At 37.2% G+C, this 17,663-nt stretch carries 14 protein-coding genes; 9 read left to right on the top strand and 5 right to left on the bottom strand.

From position 1 onward, the window contains the following. Window positions 1-56 precede the first annotated feature (56 nt). Window positions 57-443, bottom strand: coding sequence for a hypothetical protein (locus C9J51_RS09010; protein ID WP_045040952.1), 387 nt, complete (start codon window positions 441-443; stop codon window positions 57-59). Between the two features lie 265 nt (window positions 444-708). Here C9J51_RS09010 and C9J51_RS09005 point away from each other — a divergent pair, with 265 nt between their 5' ends. The 4 genes from C9J51_RS09005 (at window position 709) to C9J51_RS08990 (ending at window position 3,575) form a co-directional block, all read left to right on the top strand. Further along, window positions 709-1,116 carry a VOC family protein gene (locus C9J51_RS09005; protein WP_045040953.1) on the top strand — a complete coding sequence of 136 codons (408 nt, stop codon included), beginning with the start codon at window positions 709-711 and terminating at the stop codon, window positions 1,114-1,116. 54 nt (window positions 1,117-1,170) lie between these two features. Beyond that, entirely contained in the window at window positions 1,171-1,680 is a 510-nt protein-coding gene (locus C9J51_RS09000; RefSeq protein WP_045040954.1) for a GNAT family N-acetyltransferase, read from the top strand. 53 nt (window positions 1,681-1,733) lie between these two features. Next, the gene (locus C9J51_RS08995; RefSeq protein ID WP_045040955.1) at window positions 1,734-2,429 is read left to right on the top strand and encodes an aspartate/glutamate racemase family protein; all 696 of its coding nucleotides are present in this window, start codon (window positions 1,734-1,736) and stop codon (window positions 2,427-2,429) included. Window positions 2,430-2,555: 126 nt separating this feature from the next. Next, on the top strand, window positions 2,556-3,575 hold the full coding sequence (locus tag C9J51_RS08990; RefSeq protein WP_107274978.1) for a transposase: 1,020 nt from the start codon (window positions 2,556-2,558) through the stop codon (window positions 3,573-3,575). Window positions 3,576-3,926: 351 nt separating this feature from the next. Here C9J51_RS08990 and C9J51_RS08985 read toward each other — a convergent pair whose 3' ends face one another. The 3 genes from C9J51_RS08985 to C9J51_RS08975 form a co-directional block, all read right to left on the bottom strand. Then, window positions 3,927-5,273 (bottom strand): DEAD/DEAH box helicase, encoded by a 1,347-nt coding sequence (locus tag C9J51_RS08985; RefSeq protein ID WP_045039615.1) that lies wholly within the window; start codon window positions 5,271-5,273, stop codon window positions 3,927-3,929. A 93-nt stretch (window positions 5,274-5,366) separates the two neighbouring features. Continuing rightward, complete coding sequence (locus C9J51_RS08980; protein ID WP_045038647.1) at window positions 5,367-5,645, bottom strand: hypothetical protein; 279 nt, start codon at window positions 5,643-5,645, stop codon at window positions 5,367-5,369. A gap of 229 nt (window positions 5,646-5,874) precedes the next feature. Continuing rightward, the gene (locus C9J51_RS08975) at window positions 5,875-8,073 is read right to left on the bottom strand and encodes an immunoglobulin-like domain-containing protein (RefSeq protein ID WP_045039614.1); all 2,199 of its coding nucleotides are present in this window, start codon (window positions 8,071-8,073) and stop codon (window positions 5,875-5,877) included. A gap of 490 nt (window positions 8,074-8,563) precedes the next feature. Between C9J51_RS08975 and def the strand changes: the two genes are divergently transcribed. Next, the gene (def, locus tag C9J51_RS08970) at window positions 8,564-9,076 is read left to right on the top strand and encodes a peptide deformylase (protein ID WP_045038649.1); all 513 of its coding nucleotides are present in this window, start codon (window positions 8,564-8,566) and stop codon (window positions 9,074-9,076) included. Window positions 9,077-9,161: 85 nt separating this feature from the next. On the opposite strand, the gene C9J51_RS08965 is transcribed toward def, so the two are convergent. Then, window positions 9,162-10,130 carry an LD-carboxypeptidase gene (locus C9J51_RS08965; protein WP_107274977.1) on the bottom strand — a complete coding sequence of 323 codons (969 nt, stop codon included), beginning with the start codon at window positions 10,128-10,130 and terminating at the stop codon, window positions 9,162-9,164. A 317-nt stretch (window positions 10,131-10,447) separates the two neighbouring features. Between C9J51_RS08965 and wecB the strand changes: the two genes are divergently transcribed. Genes wecB through C9J51_RS08945 form a run of 4 tightly spaced genes read left to right on the top strand, consistent with a single transcriptional unit; the run spans window position 10,448 to window position 17,663 of the window. Next, complete coding sequence (gene wecB, locus C9J51_RS08960) at window positions 10,448-11,533, top strand: non-hydrolyzing UDP-N-acetylglucosamine 2-epimerase (protein ID WP_045039612.1); 1,086 nt, start codon at window positions 10,448-10,450, stop codon at window positions 11,531-11,533. Continuing rightward, window positions 11,523-13,724 (top strand): glycosyl transferase family protein, encoded by a 2,202-nt coding sequence (locus C9J51_RS08955; protein WP_107249740.1) that lies wholly within the window; start codon window positions 11,523-11,525, stop codon window positions 13,722-13,724. The genes wecB and C9J51_RS08955 overlap by 11 nt, the downstream gene beginning before the upstream one ends. Then, window positions 13,717-16,818: an NfrA family protein gene (locus C9J51_RS08950; protein WP_107274976.1), complete on the top strand. Its 3,102-nt coding sequence runs from the start codon at window positions 13,717-13,719 to the stop codon at window positions 16,816-16,818. The genes C9J51_RS08955 and C9J51_RS08950 overlap by 8 nt, the downstream gene beginning before the upstream one ends. After that, entirely contained in the window at window positions 16,740-17,663 is a 924-nt protein-coding gene (locus tag C9J51_RS08945) for a DUF4434 domain-containing protein (protein ID WP_082301454.1), read from the top strand. Before C9J51_RS08950 ends, C9J51_RS08945 begins: the two co-directional genes overlap by 79 nt.

Raw genomic sequence — 17,663 nt, 5'->3', positions numbered from 1 at the left:
ATAGTTATTGATGACACTCGGACGGTTAGTTTGCCGAGTATCTTTATTTTAAACTGTTAATTCAAATGTAAGGTTAAATATTTAGAAACAGATATGGATTCAATAAAAGAATTAGCATCTAAAGGATAAGATATATGAGAGCTAATTATCGCAGCATTATATAAACAATAAACCAATTCTACTTTGATTATATTATTATCTAATTCATCACCATTAATTAACTCTTCATTTTCACCGTTAGCTATTGCATTAATGGCTTTTTGTAAGGAGATGCTTAATAATCGAGATTCTGAATCATAATTAAATGAATGTACTGCAAATTCATCAATAGAGATATCAGCTCGATTGTTACTATAAGTATCAATAAAAATAGGCTTAATATGTCGCTTGAAGTCTATTGAAATATTGCCATGTAAATCAAATGGGTATCTAATTGTTTTCATTGCATTAAACCTGTAGTTATTTTCTACATTTTAGCTAAATTTATTCGTTATTAAGATAGCATTTTGTTTTTTTTATTTAAGCGAGTGCTAATATGAATGGTGTGATCCGGTAAGTTTTTAACTATGAATACCCACTTTTTATAAAAGACAGATGCTTTCACGATGCTTACAAATATTCTTCGGTTTATTTAATATTCATCATATGCTCCATGAGTTTATGGCAGAAATCAGGTAGAATTCTGTTTTTACATAGGGTGAGAATGATATGAATAAGCTTGTTGAACAAAGAATTGGTAATATTGCTTTAGTTGTTGAAAACTATGATGATGCGATTGATTTTTATACTAAGAAACTGCAATTCGAGCTTATCGAAGACACAGATTTAGGCGGTGGTAAACGGTGGGTTCAAATTTCGCCACCAAACTCTACAGGAACTCATTTACTTCTCGCACAAGCAAGTAATGATGAGCAATTAAAGTCTGTTGGTCATCAAGCGGGTGGTCGTGTCTTCCTATTTCTTCAAACGAATGATTTCTGGCGTGACTATAAGTTTATGCAAGCGCAAGGTGTTGAATTTACAGAAGAGCCGCGTGTAGAAGAATACGGTACGGTTGTCGTGTTTAAAGACTTATATGGTACTAAGTGGGATTTGTTACAATTAAACCAAAAATAATTGGTTCGTAAAGAAGATGTTTGAACAGTATTACTATTTTTAGGAACCTATTTGATGAAACTAATATCTGAAACAGAACAACTAATAATAAGACAATTAACGCTAGATGATGCTGAATTTATTATACAGTTATTGAATGAAGAAGCGTTTATTCGTTATATAGCAGATAAAAATGTTCGAACACATGCAGATGCTGTGAATTATTTAACTAATGGGCCATTAGCGAGTTATCGTGATTATGGTTTTGGATTAAATTTAGTGTTATTGAAAGAGACAGCAACGCCGATTGGGATCTGTGGTTTATTAAAAAGAGAAGAATTAGATTATCCTGACTTAGGCTATGCATTTTTGACTGAGTTTTGTAAAAAAGGGTACGCAACTGAAGCAGCTTCTTCTGTGCTTAATGTCGGAATGAAAGATCACTCTTTAAACACAGTCTTAGCGGTTACATTACTTGATAATGAAGGCTCTAATCGGTTATTACAAAAAATAGGGTTTGAGCTTAAAGGAACAATGGCGTTGTACGGTTCTCAAAACAATTTATATGAGTATACGTCGGCATAAAGGTAGGACAGCCATAACAGTTCTATATCATTTTTTAAAGCATGGAGTGCAGTATGAAAACAATCGGAATGTTAGGTGGCATGAGTTGGGAATCGACGGCAAGTTACTACAAATCTATTAATGAAGGTATAAAAGCTGAACTCGGCGGGCTTAGTTCTGCAAAAATTTGTTTATACAGTGTGAACTTTGAAGAAATTGAAAAATTACAGCATCAAGGGCGGTGGAATGAAACGGCTCTTATTCTTACACAGGCAGCAAAAGCGGTTGAGGCTGGCGGTGCTGATTTTTTAATTATCTGTACTAATACTATGCATAAAGTTGCTTCAGAAATTGAAGCCGAGATATCGATTCCTATTCTTCATATTGCAGACGCAACGGCGGAAAAATTAGTCAATGATGGCGTTAAAAAAGTTGGGCTATTGGGTACACGTTTTACAATGGAACAAGATTTCTATAAAAGTCGGTTAACGGATAAGTTTGAAATTGAAGTTATTGTACCAAACGCTGATAGCCAAACTATTGTTCATGACATCATTTACGATGAGCTTTGTAGAGGAATTATTACCGCAACATCTAGAGAGCAATATTTAAATATTATCAATGAATTATATAAAAGTGGTGCTGAAGCTGTGATTTTAGGTTGCACAGAAATAGCGTTATTGGTTCAACAGCAACATACCAACATTCCGTTATATGACACCACTGAAATTCATGCGCTCGAAGCCGTTCAGTTAGCGCTCTCAAAATAGTTAGGACAGCCATAAAAGAAATATAGAAAGAAAAAATACGGGACAGCAAAATACAGGACAGCCAAAACATTGCAGACTCTCTATAAGTTACTACACTTAAGCTTCACGTTGCTTATGGTGGAAGAAATGACAGTCTCAAGACGTAAATTGATCGAACCTCAAATTACTCCGTATTATCATATTATTAATCGCTGTGTTCGGCGGGCTTATTTGTGTGGTGATGATCCGTATAGTGGTAAGAATTACCAACATCGACGAGGTCGGATCGTGAATAAAATCAAGCAATTGTCTGAGGTGTTTTGTATTGATGTTTGTGCTTATGCCGTCATGAATAACCACTATCATTTAGTCTTGAAAATTGACATACAGCAGCAACAGACATTATCACTTCAAGAGGTCATTTCCCGTTGGTTACAGCTGTTTAATGGTCATCCTATTGCGGTAGATTTTGTTAATAATGGCAATGTTGGTGCAGATAAGAAACAAGCGTTATCAACATTGGTTGCAGAATGGCAGTCACGATTAGGCAGTATTAGTTGGTTTATGCGCTGTTTAAATGAAGAAATCGCTCGTAAAGCCAATAAAGAAGATGATTGTACTGGTGCTTTTTGGGAAGGGCGTTTTAAATCTCAAGCGTTGTTAGATGAACAAGCATTACTTTCTTGCATGATGTACGTTGATTTGAATCCGATTCGAGCCGGACTGACAACATCGTTGCACGACTCTGATTTTACTTCAATTCAACAGCGAATAGCAGAATGCCATCAAACGTCTATAGCAAAAAAATCGACCTTAAATTCATCATTAATTAAGCGCTCTAAAATTGGATTATTGCCTTTTGTTGGCGCTGAGCATCAGGCTAAACAGGCGGGGATTCAGTTTGATTTTGTTGATTATTTAGAGCTGATTGATTGGACTGGACGTAGTATTCGTGATGATAAAAAAGGCTTTATTCCTGCCACTCAACCTAAATTATTACAACAAATGGGCGTTAATGCAGAAGCGTGGTTAGATAATAGTAATGACTTTATGGAGCACTATACTAATGTGAGTGGTAAATGGTCGCGAATGTGTTCGTTTCAACAGCATTTTGGTGGCCGTTGGTGTAAAGGTAAGGTCGCTAGTCAAAGATTACACCCTCACTAAATTTCTTTTTGTAATTACAGAAGCTTATTACCGCAATAATCGTTTATTGTGGAATTTGGCGATCTTGTTAAACAAGAAATAAGGTATTTTATTATTGTGAGGTTGGTTTTTGTTACATTCAAAACCGAAGTAAATGGTATGTGGTTGTTATTGTCTCAGTGTGTAGTGGTTTTGATGCTAGAAAGATATGGCTGTCCTATTTTAGTTTATTTTAGTTATGGCTGTCCCATATTAAAACGGTCTTGCTGGATTGTTAGCTTGGATTTGGAAAAGATATGCCTGTCCTGTCTTAGGAGGGGAGAAAATATCGCCATAAAATTGTATAACAGATCTTATGGCGATTTATATCAATTAAACGGATTTAGGCTTACGCGTTCCGCGTGGAATGCCGGTATCACGATCAGTGATTGGTTTACGGTTTCTTGGTTTCTTTGCCTTTGGTTTATCAGTGCTTGGTGAATTGCTACGCGGCTTATCGTTGCGACGTGGCTTGTCACCGTTACTATTATCATCTTCAGGTTTTTGATATTTAGGCTTGAAGTTTAAAATAGAAATCGGCACTTCTTTGGTTGGTACAAAACCTTCAATTTCTTTACGAACGATTAGGTGACCTAATAAACGTTCAATCATGCATAAGTTTTTGAAGTTATCGCGTGATACAAATGAAATCGCTTCACCTTTAGAGCCCGCACGACCCGTACGACCGATGCGGTGAACATACTCTTCAGGTGGGAAGGGAAGATCATAGTTAACAACACGGGTTAGCTCATCAATATCAAGACCACGAGCCGCAACGCCTGTCGCGATTAAGTATTTTACTTTACCTGCTTTAAAATCTTCTAATACTTGTGCACGAGAACCTTGGCTACGCCCACTGTGGATTGCTTCTGCGGCAATACCACGTTTTTCAAGTTGGCTTACTAATTTAGCGGCACCGTGCTTGGTTTCGATGAAGATCAATGCTTGATCCCATTGTTGCTCATTAATTAAATGGCTCAATAGAGAAGACTTCATGTCTTTATCAACAGTGATCAAACATTGGTCAATTTTAGGTTGTGATGCTTCATCTTTAGCAACGCTAATTTCAACAGGATTACGAACAGCTGTTTTAGCAAGAAGACGCACTTGAGATGATAGTGTTGCCGAGAACAACATGTTTTGGCGATCAAGCGGTAAACGTTCGATGATCTTATTGATATCTTCGATAAAGCCCATATCTAACATACGGTCAGCTTCATCAAGCACTAAAATTTCAATCGCATCAAAGTGGATAGCACGTTTGGTGTACATATCCAATAAACGACCAGGTGTCGCCACTAAAATATCAACACCTTCAATTAGGCGACGTTTTTGTGGTTCGTAATCAACACCACCGTACATTGCCATTGAAGTTAAATTAGTGTGTTTGCTGTATTGAACAATATTTGCTTCAACCTGAACCGCAAGTTCACGTGTAGGCGCAAGAATTAATGCACGAACGCGTTTAGCTCGCACTTGCTGGCCATCATCAAGCATTTGCAGAATAGGAAGAACAAAACTGGCCGTTTTACCGGTACCTGTTTGTGCTGCTGCAAGTAAGTTTTTGCCGGTTAGTGCCACCGGAATGGCTTTTTCTTGAATCGGCGTAGGAGTGGTGTAACCCATATCGGTTACTGCTTTAACGATAGCGTCGCTTAATCCAAGCTTAGAGAAAGGCATGTAGAATCTCAGATAAATAAATCAAATAACGGCTATCTCTAAAAGTTAAAGTAATAGCCGACGAACAATGCCGTGGATTATAGCACGGCTACCTTAGGTCATTATATTATTTCGCATTAAGCCACGGCGGACGTTTTTACATAACTTTCCAAACTGGCGAATTTCATCAAATTGTGGCGTTACCCCACGTTCAATCGCATGTTCCCAGTAACTGACTTCGGTATCGACTAGTTCTAATAATTTCTTAGGGCAGCCAATACATTTATTATCTGGTCCACAAACAAAGGTTTCAGGTTCATAAAGTGGAAATGCCTGTTTAACCTCAGTCAGAAGTTGGCGCATTGCCGTTTGACGATCAGGTTTTTTATTCATGGTATCACGTGTATCTGGGCTAAATTGGTATTCTAATTAAGCATAGTTAAAATAACCATGTTTATCTTATGCAAAGGTATTATTGGAAGGTATTGTTACAAATGTTATTAAAAAGATGAATTGATTGGTATTAGGGCTAGAAAGTTGATTTTGTCATCATAAAAAAACCAGCAATAAGTTATTTACTTACCGCTGGCTTATTATTAATTACCCATAGTTATTTGGATAATTATAATTTATCCCAAGCATCAGCCCAGTATTGGCTTGTTGCTGGTGCGTATGATGCACTTGCACACCAACCTGTGTATGGCCATGGTTTACATTGGTATACATTGCCATCAGACGCTAATACTTTATCACCTGCAAGATAAGCTTTACCTGCTTCATAAGCTGGTGCATCTGTAACTGGTGGCTCAATAGTGCCTTTATCTTCTAAAGTGAAATGTGCACGTTGTTCTACGCTGTCATTGTTTGATTCAGCAATCATACGCAATGAGTATGTGCCAGCAACAACATTATCAAGCACCATATTAATGGTTTTGCTGTTATCGACCTTAGCCGTAAATTGACCACCTGAAACAGGGTAGCCCATTGCATCAATAACATCGATTTGTACTGAAGCTGCTTTATTTGCACTGTAATTAAGGGTTAATTTTGCAGTGCCATTAGTGATGGTGTAGTTGCTATTAATGCCTGTTAAACTCGCAGTAAAATCAAGCTCAGGTTGCTCTGTATCACCACAATCTGTGTCGCCAACTTCACGCCATACACCCCATTCGCCAGTGGTACCCGGTTCATGACCTTGTGTCCACCAACCTGCTTGCCACTCTTTATTGTTATGGCTGACAACATCACCTTCAACATAAGTTGCATCTGCTTTCCATGCTGGCGTACATACGATAGAACCATCGTTAACCACCACAACACGTTTTACGGTTACTGTTTGGTTTGCACTATCAGTAATGCGGTAAATCAATTCATATGAACCTGCAATTGCTGTGTTTACTGTGCCAGAAACAGAAATGTTTGTTGTTAGATCGCCGTCTTCAGCATCTGTTGCAGAAACGCCAGCCATTGGGTCAAAGATGTCACCCACTTTGATAACGCTATTAGCTATGCCAGTAAATGTTGGTAGGGCGCTAAAGACAGTGACTTTACGTGGTGATACGGTCTCGTTGTCATTTGAATCTGTTACTGAGTAAGTCAGCACATAATCACCAACACGTTGAGTATCAACATTACCCGTTACCGCGATTGAATCGGTTAGATTGCCATCTTCTTTATCCGTTGCAGTAACACCAGCTAATGGGTTAAAAGTGGTTTTATGTTGAACGCGAGCATCAGTAATACCTGCAATGGTTGGTTTTCCAGGTTGAACAACAGGCGGAGTTTGGCTGTGAACAAATGGACCATAGGTTTCAATAAAGCTGCTGTTGTACGCTTTACCTGATGCGTCAGTACCGATATCCCAGTTAATTGACCATGTCATTATACCGCGAAGAGGTTGTGATTGTTTTTCAAGACGTGCAAAAGCATTAAATAGGTCTTGAGGATTCTTAATAAAACCAGTTGCTGCGGCGTCAATGTTAGTTGGAATACCAAACACTAATTTGTCGTGTGGAATAGTGGTAAAACCACGGGTGCCATTAACCAATGAATCCGCAATGTAATAGATGAACTCTTCTTTTAATGTATCGTTGTTTTGTGCAATCCAGCCTGGGCCTTCAACGTAAACACCGTCGCCACCTTGGTTGTAAAATTGAGGGTTGATCCAATCGTAGTAACCATCAAGAGCGGTGATATAAGGAATATATTTACCCGCAGCGGTTAAGTATGGGAACTCAGGAGCCATAGTGATAAGGAAGTTTTTACCTTGTTCACGGTAGTGATCTTTTACGATGCGCAATGCAGCAGGAATAACAATTTGGTTATCTTTTGCATCAATAGCCGCTTGCTCAAGATCGATATCAAGGCCATCAAAGCCATAAACATCAGTGAGGCGAATAATTTCAGCGGCAAAAGCATTTTCATCGCCTTTTTGTAGCTCAACGTGTGCATCTGCACCACCAAGTGCCAGTATAACGGCACGACCTTGATCGTTCAGTAGCTTAATTTGGTCGATAAATTGTGATTCAGTTAAACCTGTTGCTGGGTCTAAATGAAAAGTAGGGATACGACCTTCGGCAGTGTCATAAACTTTCATAAAAGAAACAGCAACCACATTATACATTGGGTTAGTGGCTTTAAGGCTCATAGCGGGAGCATTACCTGCTTTATAACCACGACCGTCAGCCCAGTTATGCCAATAACCAACAACCACGTCATTTTCAGGGTTAACCATTTTTTCACCAGCATTGGCAGTGAAACTCATTGAGGTTAACGCAAGAGCAATAGCGTTTAATGTGAGAAATGTTGTTTTTTTATTCATTTATTTGACCCTGAAAGAGGTAAGAATGGTAATGATAGAGCGAATAAATGCTACCACAATGATTATTGATTAGAAGCGTGATTGTGTAACAAAAAACATTGAAATCATTCGGTTATTTGTCAATTAATTGTCGGATAAGTATCATTTTTACTTGTAATTGAACAATGAATTATTAGATGATGTTTTTTTGGAATTAAGAATGAATAAAGTAAGCGGAAATATGAAAAATCAGATGAAAAAAGGAAATATGCTGTAAGGGATGGTTGTGATTATATTATGAACAAATATTAATAAAACAGTTCTTTTTATTATAATTAAACCATTGGATTAGATTCACTTATTGAATTAATTGTTATTATCAATTGTTGCTGAAGCCATTTTTTAGGTAAAATAACGCCATCAACAGAATATCGTAGGGATTTTGATCCTTCGCGAGAATCTGATAAGTTACCGCAAAGTAACCTAAATACTAGATTAAGTAAGAGATAAAATGGCAATTTTACAAGTAATAACCGCACCAGACCCACGACTAAATATTCAAGCTGAAGCAGTAACTGATGTTAAATCTGAATCTGTTCAACAACTTGTAGATGATCTACTTGAGACATTATACGGTACAAGTAATGGTGTTGGTCTTGCAGCTACTCAAGTTGGCCGCAAAGAAGCCATTGTTGTTATTGATATCTCAGAAGAACGTGATCAACCATTGGTGTTAATTAACCCTGTTGTTGAAAGTGGCGAAAATAAAGTAATGGGGCAGGAAGGGTGTCTGTCTGTACCTGATTACTATGCTGATGTAGAGCGTTTTGAGGCGGTTGTTGTAACAGCGCTAGATCGTGAAGGTAATGAATTACGTTTTGATCGTGATGACTTCCTTGCCATTGTGATGCAGCATGAAATCGATCATCTTAAAGGTACATTATTCATTGATTATCTTTCACCGTTGAAGCGTCAGATGGCGATGAAGAAAGTGAAAAAATACATTAAGACGATGGCTAATTAATAACGCGATCTGATTTGATAAAAAGGCTGTTGAGTTAATCTCAGCAGCCTTTTTTTATGCGGTTTGTATGGAAGAAATTGCCTCTTTAATGAGGTTTTTGACATAATGTTACGTATTCTATATTAGCCAACTCAGAAATATCTTGGTTACACTGTAACTTAATGGTATCACCTAATATAAATGGTTGGTTATATTTGCCATGACCAAAGAAAGGAAAGTAATACACGGGCTTATTACATTGATCAGCAAATCGTTGTAATACTGTTTTGTACATCATTCGTTCTTGATCTGTTGGATCGATAGAATAATATTGACCAAAAATAATCGCCTCTACATTGAAATCATTTAAAAACAATAATTGCTGTAAGTAGCGATCTAATTGACGAAAGGTCACACCGATATCTTCGAGCAAGACTACCTTACCCGTGAATTCTGGCTGATATTGAGTACCAAACGTTGCGGCAACAAGAGTGTGGTTACCACCAACTAAAGTCCCATTCATTGCCGTCGCTTGGTGTGCCAATGCATTAAGTGGCAATACGTTATTATAGGAAATACCGCTGTTCATTATCTCTGATATATCAGGTAACGGTTGCTGATTTGTTGTGCCCATATCAAGGTGGTTATTCGCATTAACACCATGAATTGAACGCCATCCTAGTTCATTATTTAGAAAACTATGAATAGCAGTAACATCACTGAACCCAACAATCACTTTTGCTGGAATGGCTAATAGCTGCTGCTTATAACGGTGTAGGTACGGTAATAAGTTTAATGCACCACCGCCACCACGATAAAACCACAACACATCAATTGTTGAATCAAGTAATGCTTTAATTAAGTTATGGGCTCGAGCTTGATCGGTATCAACATAGCCAAAATCTGAAATGTTTTGCTGTAAATAATGGCAATTGACGTGATAGCCATGACTCTCTAAAACGCTAACCACTTGTGGTACTTGCGTTGGGTCAAATTGAGTAGAGCAAGCAATTAAGGCAACATTTTTATAATGACAAGGCTCTTTATTTGGCAAGGGTATGGCTTTTTTTTTCATTTTAGTTCTCAAAAATAAAGAATGCGATTATTTTAAGGGTATTAATCTTACTTGTAAATTAAAGTTTATTTTATAATATTAACTTATAAAATATAGACATATAGATAATAAATTCCATGATGGTATTTTACTATCAAATATTAATTCTTTATTGGTATCTTATTGTCAGTTATATTCTATAATTATTATGATACATATAAATAAATATTATCGTGGTTTTTTTTAATGTTTTTTATCTTGTTTTTTATTATGTTTTTTGTTATTAAGTTAATATATTAATGTCATAATTTATGTTGGTAGAATAATAAGGTTATTTTATGGTAGATAATAAGAAAATATTAATTATTACAGGAACAAGGCCTGAAGTTATTAAAATGGCTCCTGTTTTTCATGCACTAAAAAGAAATAATGTTTATGTTGACTGGTGTCATACAGGACAACATGATGAATTAGCTATGCAAGCTTTTAATATATTTAATATTAAGCCTACTTATATATTATCACGACCTGAAGGTAATAGTGTGACATCATTATTGTCAGGTTTAATGAATAATGTTCAGCAAATCCTTGAAATGATAAGTTATGACGCGGTATTGGTTCATGGCGATACAGCAACGACATTAGCAGGAGCAAAAGCGGCATTTTATAATCAGATTCCAATCATTGCTCATGTTGAAGCAGGTTTACGTTCTGGGGATTTACGTCATCCATTCCCTGAAGAATCAAATCGCATATTAGTCAGTAAGTTAGCAACAAAGCATTATGCTCCAACATTATTAGCTTATGCTGCTCTTGTTTCTGAAGGAGTGCCTACATCAAATATAATGTTAACGGGTAATACCGTTGTTGATGCTCAACTTTATTTATTAGAACAAGGGCTATTACCGAATGAAAAAAGTAACAATATTATTGTAACTGCGCATAGACGTGAAAATTGGAATAATATTAAAACTATTTGTAATGCATTAATTAAACTATCAGAATTAAGACCTGATCTTATTTTTAAGTTTGCGGTTCATCCAAACCCTATTGTAAGAACTCAAGTAGAAGAAGCATTATTAGGTCAAGATAAAATACATATTATTGACTCATTAGACTATTTTGAATTACAAAAATCATTAGTATCCGCTAAGCTTGTTATTACAGATTCCGGAGGCATCCAAGAGGAAACACCAACATACCGTATTCCAACTGTTGTTTTAAGAAAAACGACAGAACGACCAGAGGCTATTAATGAGGGTTTTTCTATTTTAGCGGGTGCAGAGTGCGAAGAGGAGATAGTAAAAGCATGTTTATTGATGCTGGATAAAACTATATCTGATGAAATGAAGAATCCATTTGGTGACGGTAAAGCATCATTAAAAATAGCGGATGATTTAGTGAGAATGCTTAATGCTTTTTGATTTTTTTATAAACTATTTATATGCCCTAAAATATATATCGTTAGTTCTGATGTTTTTTCTTGCTATTTTTGGTATTGATGATCTGTTTATTGATGTTTATTTTTGGACAAGAAAACTGTGGCGTAAAGTCACGGTGTACCGTCGTCATGATCATATGGACGCGGATGAATTACTGGTTAAATCCGAACAACCTATCGCGATTATGGTACCTGCGTGGCAAGAGCACGGTGTCATTGATAAAATGGCACATTTAGCTGCAACTGGCTTAGACTATGAAAACTATCAAATTTTTGTAGGTACTTACCCTAATGATCCACAAACACAAACAGATGTTGATAATGTGTGTGCGCAATTTTCACATGTACATAAAGTTGTTTGTGCTCAACCCGGCCCTACAAGTAAAGCTGATTGCCTTAATAATATTATTGCTTCAATTATTGAGTTTGAGAAGAAAGCTAAAATAGAGTTTGCCGGCTTTGTATTACATGATTCGGAAGATGTTATTTCAGCGCTAGAATTACGTTTATTTAATCATTTATTACCTCGAAAAGATCTTATCCAATTACCCGTTTATCCTTATGCGCGTAAATGGTATCAAATGACCCCTGCTCATTATGTGGATGAATTTGCTGAATTACACGGTAAAGACGTTATTGTACGTGAGTCATTAGCTGGGCAAGTACCTAGCGCGGGTGTCGGCACATGCTTTAGTCGTCAAGCTATTTTACGCTTATCCGTAGAGGGTGATGGTCTGCCGTTTGATGTGCAATCTTTAACGGAAGATTACGACATTGGTTTTCGTTTAAAGCAATGGGGCATGGAAGAAATCTTCGTGCGTTTTCCTGTTATGGGAAAAGATCATGTGACGTTACGTGAATATCATTTTGGAGTATCAAAGCGAGAAGGAAGCGTTGTATGCGTGCGTGAATATTTTCCAACCACTTTTAATACCGCCGTACGACAAAAAACGCGCTGGATCATCGGAATTGTTTTTCAGGGAATGAAAAACCACAAATGGACCAAAGATTGGAAAATTAATTACTTTTTGTGGCGTGATCGTCGTGGAGCGATGAGTAACCTTGGCGGATTTTTAGCTATGTTGCTTTTATTTCAGATGGTTGCATTAACGCTATACAGTACATTTGTTCCTGATAGCTATCACTTTTTATCATTATTAAGTGATGATCCTATGGTTAAAGTCTTGCTCTATATTAATTTTATTTTATTTTTTAATCGTACATTCCAACGGGCTTTCTTTGTCACTCAGTATTATGGCTTCTGGCAAGGATTCTTGTCATTTCCGCGGATGGTGTGGGGCAATATTATTAACTTTTTTGCTAATGTTCGTGCGATCCGTCAAGTTGTAGAACAAGGTGACCCTCGTCGTGTTGCTTGGGATAAAACTACCCATGATTTTCCCATCGTTGATGACACCATTCGCCGTATACCGTTAGGTCAAATACTAATAGAAAAAGGGCAGATCACTGAAAAGCAATTAGAACAAGCGTTGGTGGCTAAACCGACGAATATGCTTTTTGGTACACATTTGGTATTAAAACATTATGTCACTAATGAACAATTAAGTGCGGCAATTGCAGTTCAGGTTGATGCCAAGTATCAAGCTTGTGATCCTTTTGAATTAGATCCTCGTACCATCGATCGATTACCTAAAACGTTAGCTTTAAAATATTCAGTCTTGCCCATTAAGTATGACAATGGAACACTTATTTTAGGCTGTAATAAACGCCTAAATCCAGTTGCAATTAATGTTATTAAGCGCCAGTTACAGTGTGAAGTGTCATGGGTAATTATTACCAATGGTGCTGTTATGTTGGGATTACGCTATTGGTATTTTGATCAGCAAGAAACTAATCCATCAATTAAATTAGACCAAGCGGTGGCAGAGAAACAACTTCCTGTATCTGAACGTCAGTATGTTATGGATCAATATTATGCTTCTCGCATGCAATTGGGCGATTATTTATTAGCATTAAAACTGATAGAACCAACGGTATTAAATCAAGCAGTGTTAGCGTTTGCTCGTACATTAGATATTAGGTTTGGTGACTTTTTAGTTTCTCAACAATATGTTTCATCAGCCGCTATTAGTGCTGCGATGGAACTAAAAACCAAACAAGAAATGAGTGTCAGTCAACTGATACAAGCACAAGGAGCTGGTTTAGGTGAGTAATAAATTACACAGCTTATCTTTATGTTTGCTAGTGACATCAACTGTGACGCTTGCCTATGATGATAAAGCCCTAAATATTAGTAAGGGCATGACGGAATATCAACATTTTGCTACTTATCCTTTTATTGATAAAGCAATGCGTGATGAAAAGAATGGTCAGTACAAGGAAGCATTTACTGAATTAGAGCATGCATTAAAAAAAGCACCTAATAACCATGAGTTATTAAAATATGGCATTGAATTATCGATAAAAATGGATAATTACCAATTGATGGAGCCTTGGCTTGAAAAGTTACCATTAGCCCAACGGAATGCCTTAAGTGTACATTTAAAGTTGACGCAACTTAATCATCCGAAGTTATTGACTTACTTTGAGTTACATCAGTTATTAGAAGGGTTGTCACTACACGATCAAGAATTAGGTTATCAAACCTTATTTTATGCGAATTTGCATCATTATGGTGCTAAGAAAACGCTGGCTTGGAGTCAGTCGATTCCCTTTAATCTTAAAGTGAAATCAGCGATAGCACCTGAAGCACAACTTGCTTTTTCGCAGAAAGATTACGTTGGGACTATCGATGCTTTGGCTCATTTAGCTCAAGTTGATAAGCTTTCAAGGGATGATCGCTACATACTTGCGCTTTCCTATTTGAAACTTGGGCAAATTAAGCCTGCGTTAGCATTAGCGAATACTGATCCTAATAGTCATACTTCTAATCGAATACTAACTGAATATGCTTTCCATCTACTTGGTCAGAAAGACTATGTTAAAGCGATGGCTGTATTTAGTGAGCTTGAAAAAAACAAAGGGCTAAATGCAGAAGCTTCTGTCGCTTATCAAGATCTGAAAAAATTAACAACCGAGCAAATAGCCCAGAAAGCAGCGCTTGAATATACACCGTGTACTCAAGAAGTGGTTGAGGCCTTACCAAATAAGCACCAAGCCAGAATATTACTTGCAGGTTGTGATCCTACAACTCATTCAGCGCAATGGCTTAATTTGGCTGAAGCGAGTAATGCGATAAACTTATTAGAAAAAACATCATTTTCTAATCAACGCTTAGCGAAAAAAAGAATCAATATTCTAGTAAATAGTTATGTAAAAACAAATAACTGGAAAGCGATTACACGTTTATCAAAACAACTTCATCAACCATCACAATTATCTGTTCTTGCTACAAGTTATGACAAGCTCAAGCAATATCCACAAGCGGCAACAATTTGGCTTAAATTATATCAGCAGCAGAGAAAAATTAGCTTGTTGAAATCGGCTCTTTATGCGTTATCAAAGGCTAATAACCATGATGAGATGAGCCAGTTATTATCTAGCTTATTGAAACAAAACAGTACTGCATTACGGTATTCTGCGATCACTGGTGCATTTGTTGATGACTTTTATGCAGCAAGCGATGCTTATTCACTGACACAAGTTAGACAATTAAATCAACATCTTTCAATGAGTAAACAAATAAAGAGCGATTATTGGGTAAATGCCAACCAATGTGACGATGTAATCAATACAGATCTTAGTGCTCAGCCTGCATTCGCGATTATGGCAGTTGCCCAATGTAAAGCTGAAACAAATAAGCAGCAAGCTATCACGATAGTTGAAGCGATTGAACCTAAAGGGATCATGGAACAATTGTTATTAGGCTCTTGGTATGCGGATATTAATAATAATCAACAAGCTATTACACATTGGCAATCAGTTCCTCAACCGCAATTAAATGATTATCAATTTCATCAGTATATTAATAGCTTATTAGATCTTAAATTATTGCAACAAGCGCAAAGTTTATGGCGTCAGCGATCTATTAATAGCTCTCAGTGGCAGCGTATTGATGGCAGTAGGATTTTTCTAGGTTTAGGTAATGCAACCGAAGCCGAACGTTTACTGACACAAGCGCATGATCCTTTTAAAAAAGAGCCAGAAGCGATCGCATTGTTTCATGTCTACCAGCAGACCCAGCAAACAGCAAAGGTCACCTCAGTTTATAACCAAATTCAAGCTCGATATGGTGCTAATAATCAGTTAATGCAAGAATATGCATTTTATTTGAGTCGACATCAGCCCCAGCAAGCTGCGTATGTTATGCAACGCTTGTTTGAACAACCAAACTATCAACCTAATGTCTTTATATTGACCGCATATGGGGATGTACTCGCTAAATTAGACCATAATAAACAAGCTAAAATTCGCTATCAGCAAGCGATAGATTTGCTATTGGAAGACAAGAAACCATTAACTGAAACAGATAAAAAATTGCAGCATTATCTTCAAGATTCACATCGTAATGTGTATCAGGGCTGGGCTTTTTCTGTCGCTGGATGGGTTGGTCAAAATGCAAGTAGTCGCTCGTCGTTAATTACCGGTCAAACGGGGGATTATTACCAACAGCTTGAAGCTAAATACTATTTTAATGAAACCCAGTGGCAATTACCAAGATCTGCTCTATACATTAACTATGGGTATAGTACCAATTTTACGGATAGCGTATCTGTTGGTGGCGATCAGCAAAATTATGGTAAAGGGTTTAATGATGCGGTAGAGGTTGGCCTAGAATGGAAACCATTGAAAGAGTATACGGTATTTATTCGCGGAGGCTTAAAATCACAGAAAACCATGAATGATTATCAAGTAAATCCATATTTAACTATTCGTGGCGATCTACTTGCCAATGATGCATGGAGTAAGGCGTGGAAATACGATCAACAGCAATGGTGGTTTCAACAATTATATGCCGAAGGGGTCGCCAACCTTGCTAATATTGATAATTTATCATTCTTTGGTCGTTATGATTTAGGCCGTGTTGTTAAAGTTTCTGATAACCATAAGCAGCGTATTGTCCCCTATGGTTTTATGCAATATAGCTACTCTTCATATGATGCAGAAGAGACATTAAATATCAAAACAACAGATAACGATGTACGTTATGGATTAGGCGTGCTGTGGTTAAGCGAATGGATGAGTAACCATTATGATGGATATAAACTCATATCCGAATTGGGGATGGAATGGCAGTATGTAGGGCAAAGCAGTACCGCAAAAGAGGGCGACAATGCCTTTTTATTACGCTATGCATTGTATTACTGATTATTACTGGTTGTTATTTAACTAAACCAAAGGCTGATATTGGATTTCTGTATCAGCCTTTGAATCGTGATAAACCAATAACAATGCAGGAATGGAAAACGTTGCTGGTTGATATTCAACAGCAACGTATGAATTCGTTGCTGATTCAGTGGTCGCAGTATGGTACAGAAAAATTTGATGGCACAAATGGCTGGCTAGCAAAACGTATTGAAGCATGGTTTGCTCAAGGTGGAACGGTGTGGTTTGGCTTGTATTCAGATCCAGCGTATTTTAAGCGCATCCATACGCAATCATTGTCGCAACAAGCGGATTATTTGAATCATTATTTTGTTGAGCTTGAAAAAACATATCAGCGCTGGAAGCCATGGTTAACTCAGCATTCAGCATCGATTAAAGGCTTTTATTTGCCGCTTGAGCTGAGTGATTATGATTTTCCAACATTACAGCAGCGACAGCAACTTACGGCATTATTGGCGACACAAGCGCATAACTATAATAAACCATTGATGGTAAGTTTATATTTATCTGCCACTATTGATGCGCCAGCTATTGTTCAGTGGGTTGAGCAGTTAACAGAGGCGGGTATTAAAGTGATTGTGCAAGATGGTAGTGGTACGCAAGCCTTAACTGAGAAGGTGAGACAACAGTACCTGTCATTATTACCGTCAAAAAGTGGCATTATTAGAGAAATCTTTAAACAATCTTCAGCAACGCCTTTTGTCGCTCAACGATTGCCATATTCTTATTATCAACAAGCGACGCAACAAGAAATAAACAGGGATACCTACTATTTTTCATTAAGGTATGCCCCATTTAGTCAGGGTGTATTAAAGCTTGCTGATTAG

Source organism: Photobacterium iliopiscarium (assembly GCF_003026395.1).
Lineage (GTDB): Bacteria > Pseudomonadota > Gammaproteobacteria > Enterobacterales > Vibrionaceae > Photobacterium > Photobacterium iliopiscarium.
Note: the sequence above shows the minus strand (reverse complement) of the source record. Positions and strands in the feature narration are given on the sequence as shown.